Source organism: Empedobacter sp. UBA7611, from assembly GCF_002484365.1.
Lineage (GTDB): Bacteria > Bacteroidota > Bacteroidia > Flavobacteriales > Weeksellaceae > Empedobacter > Empedobacter falsenii_B.
This window is the reverse complement of the sequence record NZ_DLJR01000037.1, coordinates 119,116-135,210: the sequence shown is the minus strand read 5'-3', so window position 1 is coordinate 135,210 and position 16,095 is coordinate 119,116. Positions and strand designations below refer to the sequence as shown.

The 16,095-nt window shown below is 32.4% G+C and carries 14 protein-coding genes and 2 tRNA genes; 8 read left to right on the top strand and 8 right to left on the bottom strand.

The window, feature by feature from the left end; genetic code table 11:
• The first annotated feature begins 200 nt into the window (after positions 1-200).
• The gene (locus tag B3R94_RS05870) at positions 201-1,220 is read left to right on the top strand and encodes a phenylalanine--tRNA ligase subunit alpha (RefSeq protein WP_038336503.1); all 1,020 of its coding nucleotides are present in this window, start codon (positions 201-203) and stop codon (positions 1,218-1,220) included.
• Positions 1,221-1,303: 83 nt separating this feature from the next.
• A complete protein-coding gene (locus B3R94_RS05865; RefSeq protein ID WP_291099293.1) occupies positions 1,304-2,809 on the top strand; it encodes an NAD(P)H-hydrate dehydratase in 1,506 nt (501 codons plus the stop codon).
• Between the two features lie 22 nt (positions 2,810-2,831).
• On the opposite strand, the gene B3R94_RS05860 is transcribed toward B3R94_RS05865, so the two are convergent.
• A complete protein-coding gene (locus tag B3R94_RS05860; RefSeq protein ID WP_291099290.1) occupies positions 2,832-3,341 on the bottom strand; it encodes a MepB family protein in 510 nt (169 codons plus the stop codon).
• On the bottom strand, positions 3,342-4,409 hold the full coding sequence (locus tag B3R94_RS05855; RefSeq protein ID WP_291099287.1) for an ABC transporter substrate-binding protein: 1,068 nt from the start codon (positions 4,407-4,409) through the stop codon (positions 3,342-3,344). It lies immediately after the preceding gene.
• Between the two features lie 190 nt (positions 4,410-4,599).
• On the opposite strand from B3R94_RS05855, the gene B3R94_RS05850 reads away from it, so the two are divergent.
• Positions 4,600-4,673: transfer RNA gene (locus B3R94_RS05850), tRNA-Arg, on the top strand.
• 108 nt (positions 4,674-4,781) lie between these two features.
• On the opposite strand, the gene der is transcribed toward B3R94_RS05850, so the two are convergent.
• From der to B3R94_RS05830, 4 genes are all read right to left on the bottom strand, one after another.
• Complete coding sequence (der, locus tag B3R94_RS05845; RefSeq protein WP_280049488.1) at positions 4,782-6,089, bottom strand: ribosome biogenesis GTPase Der; 1,308 nt, start codon at positions 6,087-6,089, stop codon at positions 4,782-4,784.
• 103 nt (positions 6,090-6,192) lie between these two features.
• The gene (locus B3R94_RS05840) at positions 6,193-6,621 is read right to left on the bottom strand and encodes an adenylyltransferase/cytidyltransferase family protein (protein WP_038336508.1); all 429 of its coding nucleotides are present in this window, start codon (positions 6,619-6,621) and stop codon (positions 6,193-6,195) included.
• A 35-nt stretch (positions 6,622-6,656) separates the two neighbouring features.
• Positions 6,657-7,007, bottom strand: coding sequence for a phosphomannose isomerase type II C-terminal cupin domain (locus B3R94_RS05835; protein ID WP_038336510.1), 351 nt, complete (start codon positions 7,005-7,007; stop codon positions 6,657-6,659).
• 112 nt (positions 7,008-7,119) lie between these two features.
• Positions 7,120-7,195: transfer RNA gene (locus B3R94_RS05830), tRNA-Phe, on the bottom strand.
• 132 nt (positions 7,196-7,327) lie between these two features.
• Between B3R94_RS05830 and cls the strand changes: the two genes are divergently transcribed.
• Both cls and B3R94_RS05820 read left to right on the top strand, forming a co-directional pair.
• Entirely contained in the window at positions 7,328-8,824 is a 1,497-nt protein-coding gene (gene cls / locus B3R94_RS05825; protein ID WP_291099284.1) for a cardiolipin synthase, read from the top strand.
• Positions 8,825-8,858: 34 nt separating this feature from the next.
• A complete protein-coding gene (locus tag B3R94_RS05820; RefSeq protein WP_181816261.1) occupies positions 8,859-9,002 on the top strand; it encodes a hypothetical protein in 144 nt (47 codons plus the stop codon).
• A 42-nt stretch (positions 9,003-9,044) separates the two neighbouring features.
• On the opposite strand, the gene B3R94_RS05815 is transcribed toward B3R94_RS05820, so the two are convergent.
• Positions 9,045-9,683, bottom strand: a complete 639-nt coding sequence (locus tag B3R94_RS05815) for an HdeD family acid-resistance protein (protein WP_291099281.1) — start codon at positions 9,681-9,683, stop codon at positions 9,045-9,047.
• Positions 9,684-9,858: 175 nt separating this feature from the next.
• On the opposite strand from B3R94_RS05815, the gene B3R94_RS05810 reads away from it, so the two are divergent.
• Positions 9,859-11,184, top strand: a complete 1,326-nt coding sequence (locus B3R94_RS05810; protein WP_291099278.1) for a hydroxymethylglutaryl-CoA synthase family protein — start codon at positions 9,859-9,861, stop codon at positions 11,182-11,184.
• A 33-nt stretch (positions 11,185-11,217) separates the two neighbouring features.
• Here B3R94_RS05810 and B3R94_RS05805 read toward each other — a convergent pair whose 3' ends face one another.
• On the bottom strand, positions 11,218-12,642 hold the full coding sequence (locus B3R94_RS05805; protein ID WP_291099275.1) for an MATE family efflux transporter: 1,425 nt from the start codon (positions 12,640-12,642) through the stop codon (positions 11,218-11,220).
• Positions 12,643-12,840: 198 nt separating this feature from the next.
• Here B3R94_RS05805 and B3R94_RS05800 point away from each other — a divergent pair, with 198 nt between their 5' ends.
• Both B3R94_RS05800 and B3R94_RS05795 read left to right on the top strand, forming a co-directional pair.
• Positions 12,841-14,955, top strand: coding sequence for a prolyl oligopeptidase family serine peptidase (locus B3R94_RS05800; protein WP_291068818.1), 2,115 nt, complete (start codon positions 12,841-12,843; stop codon positions 14,953-14,955).
• 79 nt (positions 14,956-15,034) lie between these two features.
• A complete protein-coding gene (locus B3R94_RS05795) occupies positions 15,035-16,084 on the top strand; it encodes an NAD(P)-dependent alcohol dehydrogenase (protein ID WP_291066269.1) in 1,050 nt (349 codons plus the stop codon).
• The last annotated feature ends 11 nt before the right edge of the window (positions 16,085-16,095 follow it).

Below are 16,095 nucleotides of genomic sequence, written 5' to 3'. Positions count from 1 at the left end.
CTATGAATAAAAAAGTGACAAAAGATTTCTCAATACTTCAAAATAACTTTATCTAAATCATAACTGATTTTTTCAAGATTAATTTCTAAAATTGGTTGAACCATTTTTACAGAGTTTTAGTGGAATAAAGATAAAAGTACTCGAATAATTTGTTATAAGTTGATTATCGGTTAAATTTGTAATCAAATTGATCAGAAATTATGATTGACCAAATCAAACAATATATTGAAGAAGTAAAAAACTTCCATTCAACAAATGCTGCTGAAATTGAAGAATTCAGAATTAAATTTTTAGGAAAAAAAGGAATTTTAACGGACTTGTTTACACAGTTCAAATCTGTTCCGAATGAACAAAAAAAGGAATTTGGTCAAGTTGTGAATGAATTAAAAACATTAGCAACTGAAAAATCAACTGTTCTTAAAAATGAAATCTCAAACGAAGGGAAAACAGATTCTTCTTTAGATTTGACACGTCCAGGAGAGCCATTTACATTGGGTTCTCGTCATCCAATTAACATTACAAAAAATCGTATTATCGAGATTTTTAATCGCATTGGATTCAGCGTTTCTGAAGGTCCAGAAATCGAAGATGATTGGCACAATTTTACAGCGTTAAATTTGCCTGCACATCACCCTGCGAGAGACATGCAAGATACATTTTTCATCGAAACTGATCCAGATATTGTGTTGCGTACGCATACATCGTCTACGCAGATTCGTCATATGGAGAAAAATCAACCGCCCATGCGTTTCTTAGCGCCAGGTCGTGTTTACCGTAATGAGGCTATTTCGTCTCGTTCGCATATGATGTTCCACCAAATTGAAGGTTTATACATCGACGAAGGTGTTTCGTTTGCAGATTTGAAACAAACGTTAAGTTATTTTACAACTGAGTTATTTGGTAAATCTGAAATTCGTTTACGTCCTTCATATTTCCCATTTACAGAACCTTCTGCGGAGGTTGACGTATATTGGGGATTAGAAACTGAAACTGATTATCGTATGACAAAAGGTACAGGTTGGTTAGAAATTATGGGATGTGGAATGGTTGATCCTAACGTTTTGCGCAATGTAGATATCGATCCAGAAAAATATTCGGGTTATGCATTCGGTATGGGAATTGAGCGTATTGCGTTGTTGTTGTATCAGATTGGAGATATCCGTTTGTACACAGAAAATGATAAACGTTTCTTAGAGCAATTTCAATCAGAATTATTTTAAGATGAATAGAATATAAATAAAAAAAGGAACTCAATTTGAGTTCCTTTTTTTATTTACTACCTTTATGTAAACAAATGTTATTCATGAAAATACTCAATTCAAAACAGATAAAAGAATGGGATCAATTAACGATCAAACATCAAAATATATCCTCTTGGGATTTGATGGAGCGAGCTGTATTGAAATTGACTGAAAATATAGTGAATGATATTCCATCTAAAGAATTACCAATTATTATTTTTTGCGGAAAAGGAAATAATGGAGGAGATGGATTAGGAGTTGCAAGAGAATTGAAAAAATTAGGCTATAAAACATTGATTTATATATTGAAATCAGAGAATTATAGCGAAGATAATTTAAAGAATCAACAACTTTTGAGTTCTAATGATTTACATTTTTTTAATTTGAATGAAGAGTTACAACTTCCTGAAAATTCAGTTATTATCGATGCTATTTTCGGAATTGGAATTAATCAACCTTTGCATGATGATTGGAATTCAGTCTTCAATCAAATAGAAGAGTCAAATCCGACGCAAATTATCTCGATAGATTTGCCTTCTGGTTTTATTGCTGATTCTCCTATGCAAAAATATTTTCCGTGTTGTAAATCAAATAAAACATATACTTTTCAGGTTCCTAAATTAGGTTTATTATTTCCTGAAAATCAGATTTACACCGATGAATTTATTTTGTTAGATATTGGATTAGAACAAAATGTGAGTAATGAATTTGAGACAAATTATTATTTTATACAGAAAAATGATGTTCAGAAATTTCTAAAGAAACCAAGTCAATTTTCGCACAAAGGTACATTTGGTCATACGTTGATAATTGGTGGAAGTTTAGGAAAAATAGGTTCAATTATTTTAAGTGCAAAAGCAGCCTTGAAGACGGGTAGTGGTTTGGTAACGACTTATACTCCTCAATGTGGATTAAATATTTTGCAAACAAATTTGATAGAATCAATGAGTTTGACTGATGATTCAGAAAAACAAATTGAACATTTTCCTGAGATAAAAATTTATCAAGGAGTTGCTGTTGGAATGGGAATGGGACAACACCCAACTACAGAAGCAAATTTTATCAATTGGATTAAGAATCAACAACAACCTTTGGTGATTGATGCTGATGCATTAAATTGTTTAGCTAATCAGAAAGATTGTTTTACGTTGATTCCACAAGATTCAGTTTTAACACCGCATCCAAAAGAGTTAAAACGTTTAATTGGAGAATGGGAAAATGATTTTGAGAAATTAGAAAAAGTTAAAAAACTTGCTGTTTTTCATCAATTGACATTTATTATAAAAGGTTTTTATACTGCAGTTATTACATCCGAAGGTAAAATTTATTTCAATTCGACTGGAAATTGGGGAATGGCAACTGCTGGATCTGGAGATACGTTGAGTGGAATTATTGCGTCGCTAATTGGACAAGGTTATCATTCATCAGAAGCTTCAATTTTAGGTGTTTATTTACATGGATTGGCTGGAGATTTGGCTGTAAATAATATTCATCCACATAGTTTAATTGCGTCAAATATTAGTGATTTTATCAGTGAAGCTTATTTTTATTTGGATTCGAATTTTTGAAAAAATAACAAAAAAACGGAACTCAATTTGAATTCCGTTTTTTGTTGAATATCTTTTCTAACTTGGTTTTGTCAATCTGTTGATTGTTGACTTCTACGAAATAATCTTGTTGCCAATTTTGAGTTTTCTCCGCTTGTTTATTTTCAGGTTTTACCCAATTCGGATAAACTCTAAAACCTCGTTTTCCTTCTTTTTTAATTGAGGTTAAAATATTCTTTTCAATTAAAATTGATTTCGGAAAAATATAAAAACCTAGTTTTGAGTCTTCTTCTGTAGCAATAATGTAATAATCAAATACATCATTTTCGTCGAAAGGTTCGGTTTGTTTAGCTGTATTTCGTTTCCATAACGTTACAAATTGACCAACTTTTTTAGGCGTAATTTTCGCTTTTCTAAATTTTATAGAAAACTCATTAACATTGAAATTATAACCTATATATTCGTCACATTCTGCATCTTTTTCAAGAGTTGAAATGGATAAATTCATTGGTTTTAGAACAAAATCCTCGAATTGTTGAATAATTTCAATCATTTATTTCAATTGTTGATAAAAGTATAAATCATACGTTGGGAATAAATTTGGATAGAAAATTTTTCCTAAATCATTCAAAATAATATCAGGACGAAGAATTCCTTGTTCAAAATAATCATTAGAACCTTTTGCATTCATACGTTTGTTGTAAGCGTAGACATTTCCTTTCTTGAACGCATCAAACCAAGCATAATTTGGATAAGAAGCTTTCATTTCTGCTAAAGAATTTACGTTTGTTACATTGATCCAATAATTTGCAGATTTTCCAGCTGTATAAACTTCTTCAAACGTTAAGCTCAAACTATTTTCACCTTTTTTATCCTTGAAAATATAATTTCCTTTCGCATCATCAATCAATTTTGCTTGCAACAAATCATTTGTCGGAACGTACCAAATATCGCCATACATTGTATTCACAATTGTTGAAACATTACCTTGACCTTTGGTTTGAATGATATTTTTGATGGAGTCGTAATTATTTTTAACCGTTTCTACACGCTTTTCAGCTTCTGTATCTTTTCCGAATAATTTTCCGAAAACCTTCAAATATTCAACTTGTCCCAATGGGTTTTGCTCTTTGTATTCATCTAAATACAATACTTTTATTCCATTTTGTTCTAATTGTTGATGAAATTTTGCTAAAACAGGATTAGAACTTGCGATAATCAATTGTGGTTTATTTTTTAAGATAATTTCTGTGAATAGTTCGTTTGAATTTCCAACTTTTAAGATTGATTTATTCGCAATTCCTTCTGCTATTTTAGGATTGTAAATAAAATCTGCATCGCAAACTCCTTTGATTAAGTCAAGACTTCCTAATTGATCTAAAAACGTCACAGCAGACGAAGTTTCTACCATCACAGTTTTGATTGGCAAGTCTTTTTTATCAAATGAAATCGTATTTCCAGATGATTTTATCGTGATTGTTTCGTTGTTTTCTTCGATAGAAATATTTTTTGCAAACTGAAAAGTTGTATTTTCTTGTTCGGTTTTAACAGCTTCTTTCGACTGTTTACAACTACTAATGGCAAGAAGAATGAATGAACTTAGAATAAATTTTTTTATCATTTGGATTGAATTTAGAGGAAGCAAGTTAAGAATTCTGTCAAAATCATAAAAAAATATTTTTGTAAGCAATTGATACGTTGTAAATTAAATTATTGTTAAAAATTTTTCTCGAAAAGCTTAGGTTTTTACGATAAAAGTGCTGTATATTTGCATTCGAAAATAAGGGAAAATACTTTCAATTATTTCAAACGGCCGAGTGGCGCAACTGAATAGCGCACTTGATTACGGCTCAAGAGGTTACAGGTTTGAATCCTGTCTCGGTCACAAAAATGCTCAGCGTCAATCGTTGAGCTTTTTTTATGAATGTTAAATTCTATTGTTATCAATAAAAAAGTCCATCTACAAATTGTAAATGGACTTTTTGGATTTTTATTATTTCTTTCTGAAGTAAACTTCAACTGGAACTCCTTCAAAATTGAACTCCTTTCTCAATTGATTTTCGATAAATCGTTTGTAAGGATCTCTAATATATTGTGGCAAGTTACAGAAAAACGCAAATTGAGGCGTTTTTGTAGGTAACTGCGTTACATATTTGATTTTGATGTATTTTCCTTTTACTGCAGGTGGAGGTGTAATCTCGATAATCGGTAACAAGGTTTCGTTTAATTTACTTGTTTTGATACGACGACTACGGTTCTCGTAAACTTCGATAAATGTATCCACAGCTTTCAAGACACGTTGTTTTGTAAGAGCCGAGATAAACAACACAGGAACGTCTGTAAAAGGCGCAATACGTTTTAGAATAGCATCTTTGTATTCTTTCATTGTATTGGTTTCTTTTTCCAATAAATCCCATTTGTTGATTAAGATGACCACACCTTTTCGGTTACGTTCTGCTAAATAAAGAATATTCAAATCTTGTGCTTCAATACCACGTTCTGCATCAATTACCAAGACACAAACGTCGCATTCTTCGATTGCACGAACCGAACGCATGACAGAATAGAATTCTAAATCTTCGCTTACTTTTCCTTTTTTACGCATTCCGGCAGTGTCTACCAAAACAAATTCGTGTCCAAATTTATTGTACAACGTTTCGATAGAATCACGTGTTGTTCCTGCGATATCGGTTACAATATTACGTTCTTCACCTAATAATGCATTGATTAATGTAGATTTTCCAGCATTTGGACGACCTACGATTGTAATTTTAGGTAAACCTTCGAATGGATCAATGTGTTGTTCTTCTGTAAAACAATCTACCACATCATCTAATAATTCACCTGTTCCACTTCCGCTCATTGCAGCGATAGTGTACATTTTTTCGAATCCTAAGTTATAAAACTCATAAGAATCGTCTAAATTTTTGTTGGTATCGACCTTATTCACAACTAAGAATGTAGGCTTCTTAGTGCGTCTTAAAAGGTTGCCAACTTCCTTATCCATATCCGTTAAACCAACTTGATTGTCTACCATGAACAAAATTACATTTGCTTCATCGATAGCCAATTCAACTTGCTTGCGGATCTCTTCTTCAAAGGTATCATCTGAACCAACGACATACCCTCCGGTATCGATTACGGTAAACTCTTTTCCATTCCAATCAGATTTTCCATAGTGACGGTCACGTGTAACACCAGAAGTGTCATCAACGATAGCTTGTCTTTTTTGGATCATTCTGTTGAAGAACGTAGATTTACCAACGTTTGGTCTTCCTACAATTGCAACTATATTTGACATTCTGCAAAGGTATAATTTTTAGAATTATTTTTTACATTAATTTTTTGATTGATAAAGTATTGTAAATAAAAAAGGTTAGACAAACTCTAACCTTACTCCATTTTTATTTTACAACTTTAAGAAGTTCTTTTTCAGCAACCACTTTTCTAAGTCCAGAACTTGAGAAACGGTGGTCTCTTGAATTGTAATACAATTCGATTCCTTTTTCTTCACAATATTTACGTCCTGTGAAGTTTTTATCTTGGTATTCAATACCTAAGATACGAACATCAATTTTGAAAGATCTCAAAACATCTTCTAAATCCTGTTCTGTTGCATAAGGCACAATTTCATCGACGAATTTGCAACCTTTGAGCTGAATGTAACGCTCTACAACAGTTTGTGTCGGTTTGTTTTTTTCTGGTCGATCTAATGTTGGATCTGTTTGTAAACCTACAATCAAATAATCGCAATGTTGTTTTGCGTCTTCTAGCATTTTGATATGTCCCGCATGAAGCAAATCAAAAGCACTAAATGTAATTCCGATTTTCATAGTCAATCAGTTTAGTCTTTTATAATTAGTTTTTATTAATCTTCAGATGATCGGTTGTAATCATCTTCAATGCGAATGATGTCTTCCTCACCAAAATACGTACCATGTTGAACTTCGATAAAAATTAGAGTCTCATTACCTATGTTCTGAATACGATGTTTTGCTTTTAATGGAATAATAACGACTTCACCTGCTTTGTATTCATATTCTTTATCATCAAGTGTTACCATTGCAGTACCCTGAACAATTGTCCAAACTTCTGCACGATGATTGTGGTATTGGTAAGACAAACGCCCGCCAACATTCACTTCTATTCTCTTCAATTTATATATATCGGTGTCCTCTAATACATAGTAAGAACCCCAAGGTCTATTTCCTATTTCCATGTTTTACGCAATTTACGGAATATTTAGATGCAACTCTAAAATACTCGATGAATAAATTGTTATGTTCATTCAAAAAAAAAACCTCAAACACATGCTTGAGGTTTTATAAATGTGGTGGTGCCTCCAGGAATCGAACCAGGGACACAAGGATTTTCAGTCCTTTGCTCTACCAACTGAGCTAAGGCACCGTCATTTTGGATTGCAAATATAAGAAGGTTTGTTTATCATTTCCAAAATTATTTTTAAATATTTTCTGTTAATTTTTTAAGCAGTTGATTTTTATTCATTTATTTTTATAAAAAATTACGAATTGGTAACAAATGGAATGGTCAATCACACTTTTGCACATCTGGAATTTTATCAAAGAATGGTATTGGGTTCCGCTTACCGTCCTTTATATAATGGTGATTGTTACTATTTTGATCGAAAATCGAAACCCTACTAAAACAATTGCATGGATACTGGTGATTGTTTTTCTACCGTTTATTGGAATAATCTTATATTTTTTCTTTGGACAGAAATTTAAAAAAGATGAATTTTTTAAACGTATAGATAAGAATCATCAAAAAATCATCAATGAAAAATGGACTGAAATGGATCAATTTGTTCAAGATGATTTAGATAAAGTAAATACAAGAATAGGTTCGTTGTCACAGGTTTATCGATATTTAAATAATGCAAGAGTTGCTTATCCTGCAACAAATAATAAAGTAAAGTTGTTGACAAATGGAGAAGATAAATTCCCTCTTTTTTTAGAAGCTTTACGAGAAGCGAAAGATCATATTCATCTTGAATATTACATTTTTGATGAAGATCATATTGGAAATGAAATCATTGATATTCTGATTGAAAAAGCTAAAAATGGTGTAGAAGTTCGTGTAACTGCGGATGATTTTGGATCATCAAAACTGAATAAACATCACTCAAGATTTGATGGAACAGGTGTGGAGTTTCAGACATTTTTACCTGTTCGATTTTCGTCTTTAGCGAATTCTAATTACCGTAATCACCGTAAAATTTTGATTGTTGATGGTAAAAAAGCATTTTTAGGAGGAATTAACATTAGTGATAAATACATCAATCAAAATGGTGTAATAAGTCCAAATAATAAGATTTATTGGCGTGATACTTCTGTGATGATTGAAGGCGATTCTATCAATAGTTTGCAATTGCATTTTTACTTAAATTGGATGATGACCGAAGGCAAAAAGTATAATATTTCTGATTCAAATTATTTTTACAATTCTCAAAGTAAGATTTTTGAAGATGCTGCAACTGTTAGTTTTGGACTTTCTTCGCCTGGTAGTGATTTACATTCGGCAATGGAAGCGATGGTTCTGGCAATTACTTTGGCGAAAAAGAAAGTGCAATTGTGCACGCCATATTTTATACCAAGTGACGAATTTAAGACAGCGATGATGATTGCTGTTTCGAGCGGAGTAGAAGTGGAGTTGATTATACCTAAAAAAGGCGATTCTATTGTAGTGCAACAAGCGTCATTATCATTCCTAAAACCTTTGATGAAGCGGGGTGTAAAAGTTTATTTATACGAAAAAGGATTTATTCACGCCAAAACAATAACGGTTGATGATAAATTGGCTTTTATTGGAACAGTAAACTTAGATTACCGCAGTTTTATGATTAATTTTGAAATTACTTCTGTAATTGAAAATGAGACTTTATTAAAACAAATGAGTGCTCAATTTGATATAGATAAAGAGGATTCAGAATTATTAACGCTAGAAAAATGGGAAAATAGACCTTGGTATTACCGTGCATTTGCATCAATTTGTAGATTGTTAGCACCGATATTGTAAATATTTATTACATTCGATTTTAGATCAAGGTAATATGAAAAAGCTATCTTTATTAACAATTGGAAAAATTGCTATAGGTGCAGTTCTTGCATATGGTTTCCTAAATTTTATAGATCAACCAGATGTTATGATTGAATCTTTTAAAACTGGATTTTTAGAAGGAATCTTAGGAAAATAAAACAAAAACCTCCACATCAATTAAAGTAGAGGTTTTTGTTTTTTATTGATTTTTAAAATCTTCGATTTCTTTTCTAATTTCTTCATATCGACTTCTCAAATCGTCTGAAATATTATTCGGGATATCTTTTATTTTCTTCAATTGAAGCGAAATAAAAATAGCAAATAATCCTGATGAAATTACAGCTAATCCAAGCCAAGCTACTGCTGTTAAACCTGCTAATTGTGGAGATGATAATAAAATAAGCGAAATAACTAATCCAACAATTGCCAAAAATAACGAAACACCCCAATCTCTTACACCATAATTTTTCAGGTCGAAAGCATAACTAATTCCAGAGATTGAGCGGAATAACACTAAGAACCCAACATAATAAGCAAAAACTTCTAAGCTTAAAATAGGATTAACAACTAACATAAATCCAACAATTGTGGTGATAATTCCATACGTTAATGTCCAGCCCCAACTGTCAATTTCATCTTTATTTGAGATCGAAAAAACAATTTCCGAAATTCCAGAGAATAAAAAAGATACAGCAAAAAATACTGAAAGTGCAACATACGATGCTGTTGGAAATGCGAATGTATAAATTCCAAGTCCAACGAATAATAATCCAATGATTAATAAAATCCACCAATATTTGACAGAATTTTTGATTGATTTGTAAAAAGTACGAGCCATTTTGAAAATTGATATTTTAAATTATGCTCTTAAATTTAAGAAATTTTATAATTAAAAGCATTCTTTTTTGAGTAATTTATAATGAAATTAGATTTCTTAAAATTCAGGATTTATTTCATGCCAGAATAAAATTAAAATACCCTTAACTTTGAAGTTCGCTTAAAAATCAACGAAAATGAAGTATGGAATAGAGGCGGCTTCTATCTACGTTCCGCATATATATTTACCAATAAAAGATTTAGCAATTCAACGCAATATTGATCCTGATAAACTTGAAATTGGTTTGGGTTTAAAGAAAATGTCTGTTTTAGATGTTCATGAAGATACAGCAACTATCGCTGCGAATGCTTTGTTGAAATTAATCACAGATTTTGATATAAATCCAACTGAAATCGGACGAATTTATTTAGGAACAGAAAGCGCTTTAGATGGAGCAAAACCAACCGCAACTTATGCAGTACAATTGGTAGAATCTGTTTTGGCTAAACAATTTGGTGAACGACCTTTTAGACATACAGATGTTGTGGATATGACGTTTGCGTGCGTGGGTGGAGTAGATGCGATGCACAATTCTATCGATTATGTTCGTGTAAATCCAGCTAAAAAAGCAATTGTAATTGCAGCCGATTATGCAAAATATGGCTTAGAATCGACGGGAGAATATACGCAAGGTGCTGGTGCAGTAGCGATGTTAATCTCGAATCAACCAGATTTGATTGCGTTTGATAACAATTGGGGAATTGGAATGGAATCTGTTTTTGATTTCTTTAAACCACATCAATCAACTTCTGATGAAGCGATATTGAATGCTTTAGGAACAACAAAATCTGAAATCGAAATCTTTTCTGATGAACCCGTTTTTGAAGGGCAATATTCTAACGAATGTTATAAAAACAGAGTTAGAGAAGCTTATTTCAACTTTAAAGATGAGGCTAAAATAGAAGGTAAATTGTACGAAAGTTGGCGATATATTGCTTTTCACTTGCCTTATGCATTTCAAGGAAAAAGAATGTTTTCGGATGTTTTTGCATTAGAAAATGATCAAGATAATTCGAATGATAACTTGAAAGTTGTTTCAAAATCGGATGAATATAAAGCCTTAATCAAAGAAAAAGTAGAACCAACTCAACGTGCTTCTTCTGAGATCGGAAATATGTACACAGCTTCAGTTTTTACAGCATTTTTATCGGCTCTACAAGTAAGCGCAGATAGCAATGAAGAATTAAATGGAAAAACAGTTGGTTTTATTGCGTATGGTTCTGGATCTAAATCGAAAGTTTTTCAAGGACAAATTGGTGAAGGTTGGAAGAATGTGATGAATAAAATGGATTTGTTCACTTATTTAAATAAAAGAGAAGCGATTTCTTTTGAACAATACCAAAATCTACACAATAAAAATCTGAAAACATCTATTAATGATTCGAAAGGTTTTGCCTTAGATCGCATTGAAACTGAAATTCCAGATTTGAAAGGTGCAAGATATTATACTTTTAAAGGATAAAACATAAAAAAATCCGCTCATTGAGCGGATTTTTTATACTATTTTCTGCTTCCATTTCCCTCGTTTAAAGAGAATAAATGCTAAAATTGCAATAAACGTTTCCGAAACAGGAATTGCAATAAATACGCCTTCTTCTTTCAAATTGAAATGATAAGAAAGTACATAAGCTAACGGAATTTGAAATAACCAAAATCCAACAAAATTGATTATCGTTGGTGTCATTGTATCGCCCGCGCCGTTAAAAGCATTCATCATTACCATTCCAATTCCGTATAATAAAAAACCAGTTGCCAAAATGTACATTCCTTCTTTTGCAACAAGTTTGATATGCGCTTCTGTTGTAAATATCGAAACTAAATAATTACTTAATCCATAGAATATAACACTTACAATCAACATATAAATAATGTTGAATTTCATTGTCATTAAAACAGATTTTTCTGCTTTTTCTGGATCTTTATTTCCTAAGTTTTGACCAACTAAAGTTGCCGCAGCATTGCTCAATCCCCAAGCAGGTAACATAAAAAACATCATCAGTCGTAAAGCTGTTTGATAACCAGATGAGGCAATTTCTCCACCAGATTGAGCAACAATTCGCGCAAGAATAATCCAACTACAACTAGCAATAATGTATTGTACAATAGCTGGTACTGCAATTTTTACAATATTGATAATTAGTTTAGATTTTGGAACGAAATAACTCCATTTGATTTGAATTAATGAATCTTTTTTCGTTAAACCATACAATTGATAAACCACACCACCACTTCTACCAATTGCAGTAGCTAAGGCTGCTCCTTCTAATCCCATTTCAGGAAAAAAGAACCATCCGCGAACAAGAATTGGACACAGAATAATATTTATTCCGTTAGCTAACCACAAACTTTTCATCGCAATTGCTGCATTTCCAGCACCACGAAAAATTCCGTTAATCAAGAATAATAACACAATTGATAAACAACTTGCCATCATTATTTTAGTGAAATTCTTTCCGTATTCAGCAGCTTGTTCGGTTGAGCCCATCCATATTAATAAATCTTTTGCGAATATAAATCCGAAAATACTCAACAGAATTGTAATGATTATCGATAATAAAATTGCTTGCGAAGCACTTTCCGAAGCTTTTTCGGGTTTCTTTTCACCAATTCTTCGTGCAATAATGGCAGTTGCAGCCATACTTATTCCTATTGAAATCGAATAAACAATTGTTAATAAAGATTCTGTAAGACCAACGGTTTGTATGGCGAAAGCGCTTTCTTTTAAATGTCCTACAAAATATAAATCGACCAATGCAAAGACAGATTCCATCACCATTTCGAACATCATCGGAATTGCTAATAGAAAGACTGATTTTTTGATTGGTAACGCGGTTAAATCTAAGTTTTCGCTTGAAAAAGATTGTTTAATTAACGAAAAAATAGACCCAATTTTGGCTGTTAAAGACTTTTCTACAGTCATTTTTTTGGTTTTTCAAATTAAAAATACTTGATAAATTTTTAAATCAAAATGAATTTAACGTTAAGTTGCCGCGAAGTTGTAAGTATTCATTTCAATTAAAATCTGAGAGGATTTTGCCCAAAAATAAATCATTTTTTTCAATACCAATTTATCTTTTTGATTTTATTATCTTTACCAAAATAGCTATACTAAGAAGAAATGAAAAAAACTGCTTTTATTTTATTTAATGTTGCCCTTATGGTAGGAGTGAATGCACAGAGTTATAAGAAAAAGTATCCAGATACAAAAAAAATTGATCATGTTGATACGTATTTTGGAGAGAATGTACAAGATCCATATCGTTGGTTGGAAGACGATTTGTCTGAGGATACTAAGAAGTGGGTAATCGAACAAAATAAAGCAACTTATGCTTATTTGAATGAGATTCCTTTACGCACGCAATTGAAAAAATCGTTGACAGATATCTGGAATTACGAGAAAATTTCGACTCCTTTCAAAGAAGGAGATTATACGTATTACTACAAAAATGATGGTTTACAACAACATTCAGTTTTGTATCGTAAATTAGGTGAAAACGGAACGGAAGAAGTTTTTTTAGATCCAAATAAATTCTCGAAAGATGGTTCTGTTTCGTTGGCTGATGTTAGCTTTTCTAAAGATGGAAGCTTAGTTGCCTATTCTATTTCAGAAGGTGGATCGGACTGGAGAAAAGTAATTGTTTTGAATGCAAAAGATAAAACACAAGTTGGAGAAACATTGATTGATGTTAAATTCTCTGGAACAGCTTGGAAAGGAAACGACGGTTTCTACTATTCGTCTTATGATAAACCAAAAGGATCTGAATTATCTGAGAAAACAGATCAACACAAATTATATTACCACAAATTAGGAACAGCTCAGAAAAAAGATCAATTGATTTTTGGAGGAGCAGAAACACCTCGCCGCTATGTTGGTGCTTATTTGACGGATGATGAGCGTTTCTTAATTATTACAGCTGCAAATACAACAACTGGAAATGAGTTGTATTATCAAGATTTGTCTCAAGCAAATAGTCCAATCAAAACGATTGTGAATAATTTTGACACAAATACTTCTGTGATTGATAATGATGGGGAAACTTTCTACATTTTTACAAATAACAAAGCTCCAAACAATAAAGTAGTTAAAGCCGCTATTTCTGATTTGAGCGAAGCTGCTTGGAAAACAGTTATTCCAGAAACTGAAAATGTATTATCTGTTTCTACAGGAGGAGGTTATTTATTTGCTAAATACTTAAAAGATGCAATTTCGGTTGTAGAGCAATACAAATATGATGGATCAAAAGTTCGTCAAATTACATTGCCTGGAGTTGGTTCTGCATCAGGATTTGGAGGGAAAAAATCAGAGAAAGAAATCTATTTCGGATTTTCAAATTATATCACACCATCTACAAGCTACAAATACAATGTAGAAACAGGTTCTTCGGATGTTTACATTAAACCAAATGTGAAATTTAATTCAGATGATTACATTTCTGAACAAGTTTTTTATACGTCAAAAGATGGGACAAAAGTTCCGATGATTATTACGTATAAAAAAGGATTAAAGAAAAATGGTAAAAATCCTACAATCGTTTATGGATACGGCGGATTCAATATTAGTTTAACGCCAGGATTTAGTCCGGCAACTGCTGCTTGGATTGAAAATGGTGGAGTTTACGCTGTTCCAAACCTACGTGGAGGAGGAGAATACGGTAAAAAATGGCACGATGGAGGTCGTCAATTCAATAAATTAAATGTTTTTAATGATTTCATTGCTGCTGCAGAATATTTACAGAAAAACAATTACACTTCACCAGATTTTACTGCATTATCAGGAGGATCTAACGGAGGATTATTAGTTGGAGCAACAGAAACAATTAATCCAAAAATAGCAAAAGTAGCATTGCCTGCGGTTGGTGTTTTAGATATGTTACGTTATCATACATTTACTGCTGGTGCAGGTTGGGGCTATGATTATGGAACAGCTGATGATAGTAAAGAAATGTTCGAGTATTTGAAAGGATATTCACCAGTTCACAATGTAAAAGAAGGAACATGTTATCCTGCTACATTAGTCACAACAGGAGATCATGATGATCGTGTCGTTCCTGCGCATTCGTACAAGTTTGCGGCTAATTTACAAGCGAAACAAGCGTGTGATAATCCAGTTTTAATCAGAATTGAAACGAAAGCTGGTCACGGAGCAGGTCGTTCGACAGAAGTTGTGATCAATGAAACAGCTGATAAGTATGCCTTCACTTTGTGGAACATGGGAATCAAAAAATTGAAATAATTATAATTTAATTCATTCAAAACCATCTGATTATTCAGGTAGATTTTTTAATTTTATAGGGTTAAAAATTTTAAAAATAATGAACACAAAAACATACGCAGCGTTTAATGAAACTGATCCATTAGCGCCACACACAATAGAACGTCGACATTTACATGCGAAAGATATTTTTATAGATATCGAGTATTGTGGAGTTTGTCACAGCGATATTCATACAGCGAAAGGCGATTGGGGAAAACCAAATTATCCAGTTGTTCCAGGGCACGAAATTATTGGTCGAGTAAAAGAAATTGGTTCTGATGTAACAAAGTTTAAAGTTGGAGATTTGGTTGGAGTAGGTTGTATGGTAGAATCTTGTCAACATTGTCATTCTTGCGACGAAGGTTTGGAGCAGTATTGTGAAAATGGTTTTACAGGAACGTACAATTCTAAAAACTCGAAACATGGTGGAATCACTTACGGTGGTTATTCAGAAAACATCGTGGTAGAAGAAGATTTTGTGCTTCACGTACCCGAAAATATCGATGTAAAAGCTGCTGCGCCATTGTTGTGTGCGGGAATTACAACGTGGTCGCCTTTGCGTCACTGGAATGTAAAATCGGGCGATAAAGTTGGTGTAATCGGTCTTGGAGGTTTGGGACATATGGGCGTTAAATTTGCAAAAGCAATGGGTGCACATGTTGTAATGATTACAACATCCGAATCTAAAGGTGAGGATGCAAAGAAACTTGGAGCTGATGAGGTTTTGATTTCGAAAGATGCAACACAAATGAAAGCGCATGCAAATTCATTTGATTTTTTATTGAATACAATTCCTGTAAAACACGATGTTAATCCATATTTACAATTATTAAAATTAGATAAAACAATGTGTATGGTTGGAGCTATCGAGCCTTTAGATGCTGTTCACGGAGGTTTATTGATTATGAAACGTCGTAATTTGGCAGGATCTTTAATTGGAGGAATCAAGGAAACACAAGAGATGTTAGATTTTTGTGGAGAACATAATATTGTGTCTGATGTCGAAATGATCGATATTCAAAATATTAATGAAGCATACGAGCGAATGATGAAATCTGATGTGAAGTACCGTTTTGTGATTGATATTAAATCATTGAAAGAATCTTAATCTTAGATATA

Bases quoted from the DNA above. Each gene is read 5' to 3' on its own strand.
- B3R94_RS05865 (WP_291099293.1), top strand. From the start codon at position 1,304: ATGAAAATACTCAATTCAAAACAGATAAAAGAATGGGATCAATTAACG.
- B3R94_RS05835 (WP_038336510.1), bottom strand. From the start codon at position 7,007: ATGGAAATAGGAAATAGACCTTGGGGTTCTTACTATGTATTAGAGGAC.
- cls (WP_291099284.1), top strand. From the start codon at position 7,328: ATGGAATGGTCAATCACACTTTTGCACATCTGGAATTTTATCAAAGAA.
- B3R94_RS05870 (WP_038336503.1), top strand. From the start codon at position 201: ATGATTGACCAAATCAAACAATATATTGAAGAAGTAAAAAACTTCCAT.
- B3R94_RS05820 (WP_181816261.1), top strand. From the start codon at position 8,859: ATGAAAAAGCTATCTTTATTAACAATTGGAAAAATTGCTATAGGTGCA.
- B3R94_RS05860 (WP_291099290.1), bottom strand. From the start codon at position 3,341: ATGATTGAAATTATTCAACAATTCGAGGATTTTGTTCTAAAACCAATG.
- B3R94_RS05855 (WP_291099287.1), bottom strand. From the start codon at position 4,409: ATGATAAAAAAATTTATTCTAAGTTCATTCATTCTTCTTGCCATTAGT.
- B3R94_RS05805 (WP_291099275.1), bottom strand. From the start codon at position 12,642: ATGACTGTAGAAAAGTCTTTAACAGCCAAAATTGGGTCTATTTTTTCG.
- B3R94_RS05795 (WP_291066269.1), top strand. From the start codon at position 15,035: ATGAACACAAAAACATACGCAGCGTTTAATGAAACTGATCCATTAGCG.
- B3R94_RS05800 (WP_291068818.1), top strand. From the start codon at position 12,841: ATGAAAAAAACTGCTTTTATTTTATTTAATGTTGCCCTTATGGTAGGA.
- B3R94_RS05840 (WP_038336508.1), bottom strand. From the start codon at position 6,621: ATGAAAATCGGAATTACATTTAGTGCTTTTGATTTGCTTCATGCGGGA.
- B3R94_RS05815 (WP_291099281.1), bottom strand. From the start codon at position 9,683: ATGGCTCGTACTTTTTACAAATCAATCAAAAATTCTGTCAAATATTGG.
- der (WP_280049488.1), bottom strand. From the start codon at position 6,089: ATGTCAAATATAGTTGCAATTGTAGGAAGACCAAACGTTGGTAAATCT.
- B3R94_RS05810 (WP_291099278.1), top strand. From the start codon at position 9,859: ATGAAGTATGGAATAGAGGCGGCTTCTATCTACGTTCCGCATATATAT.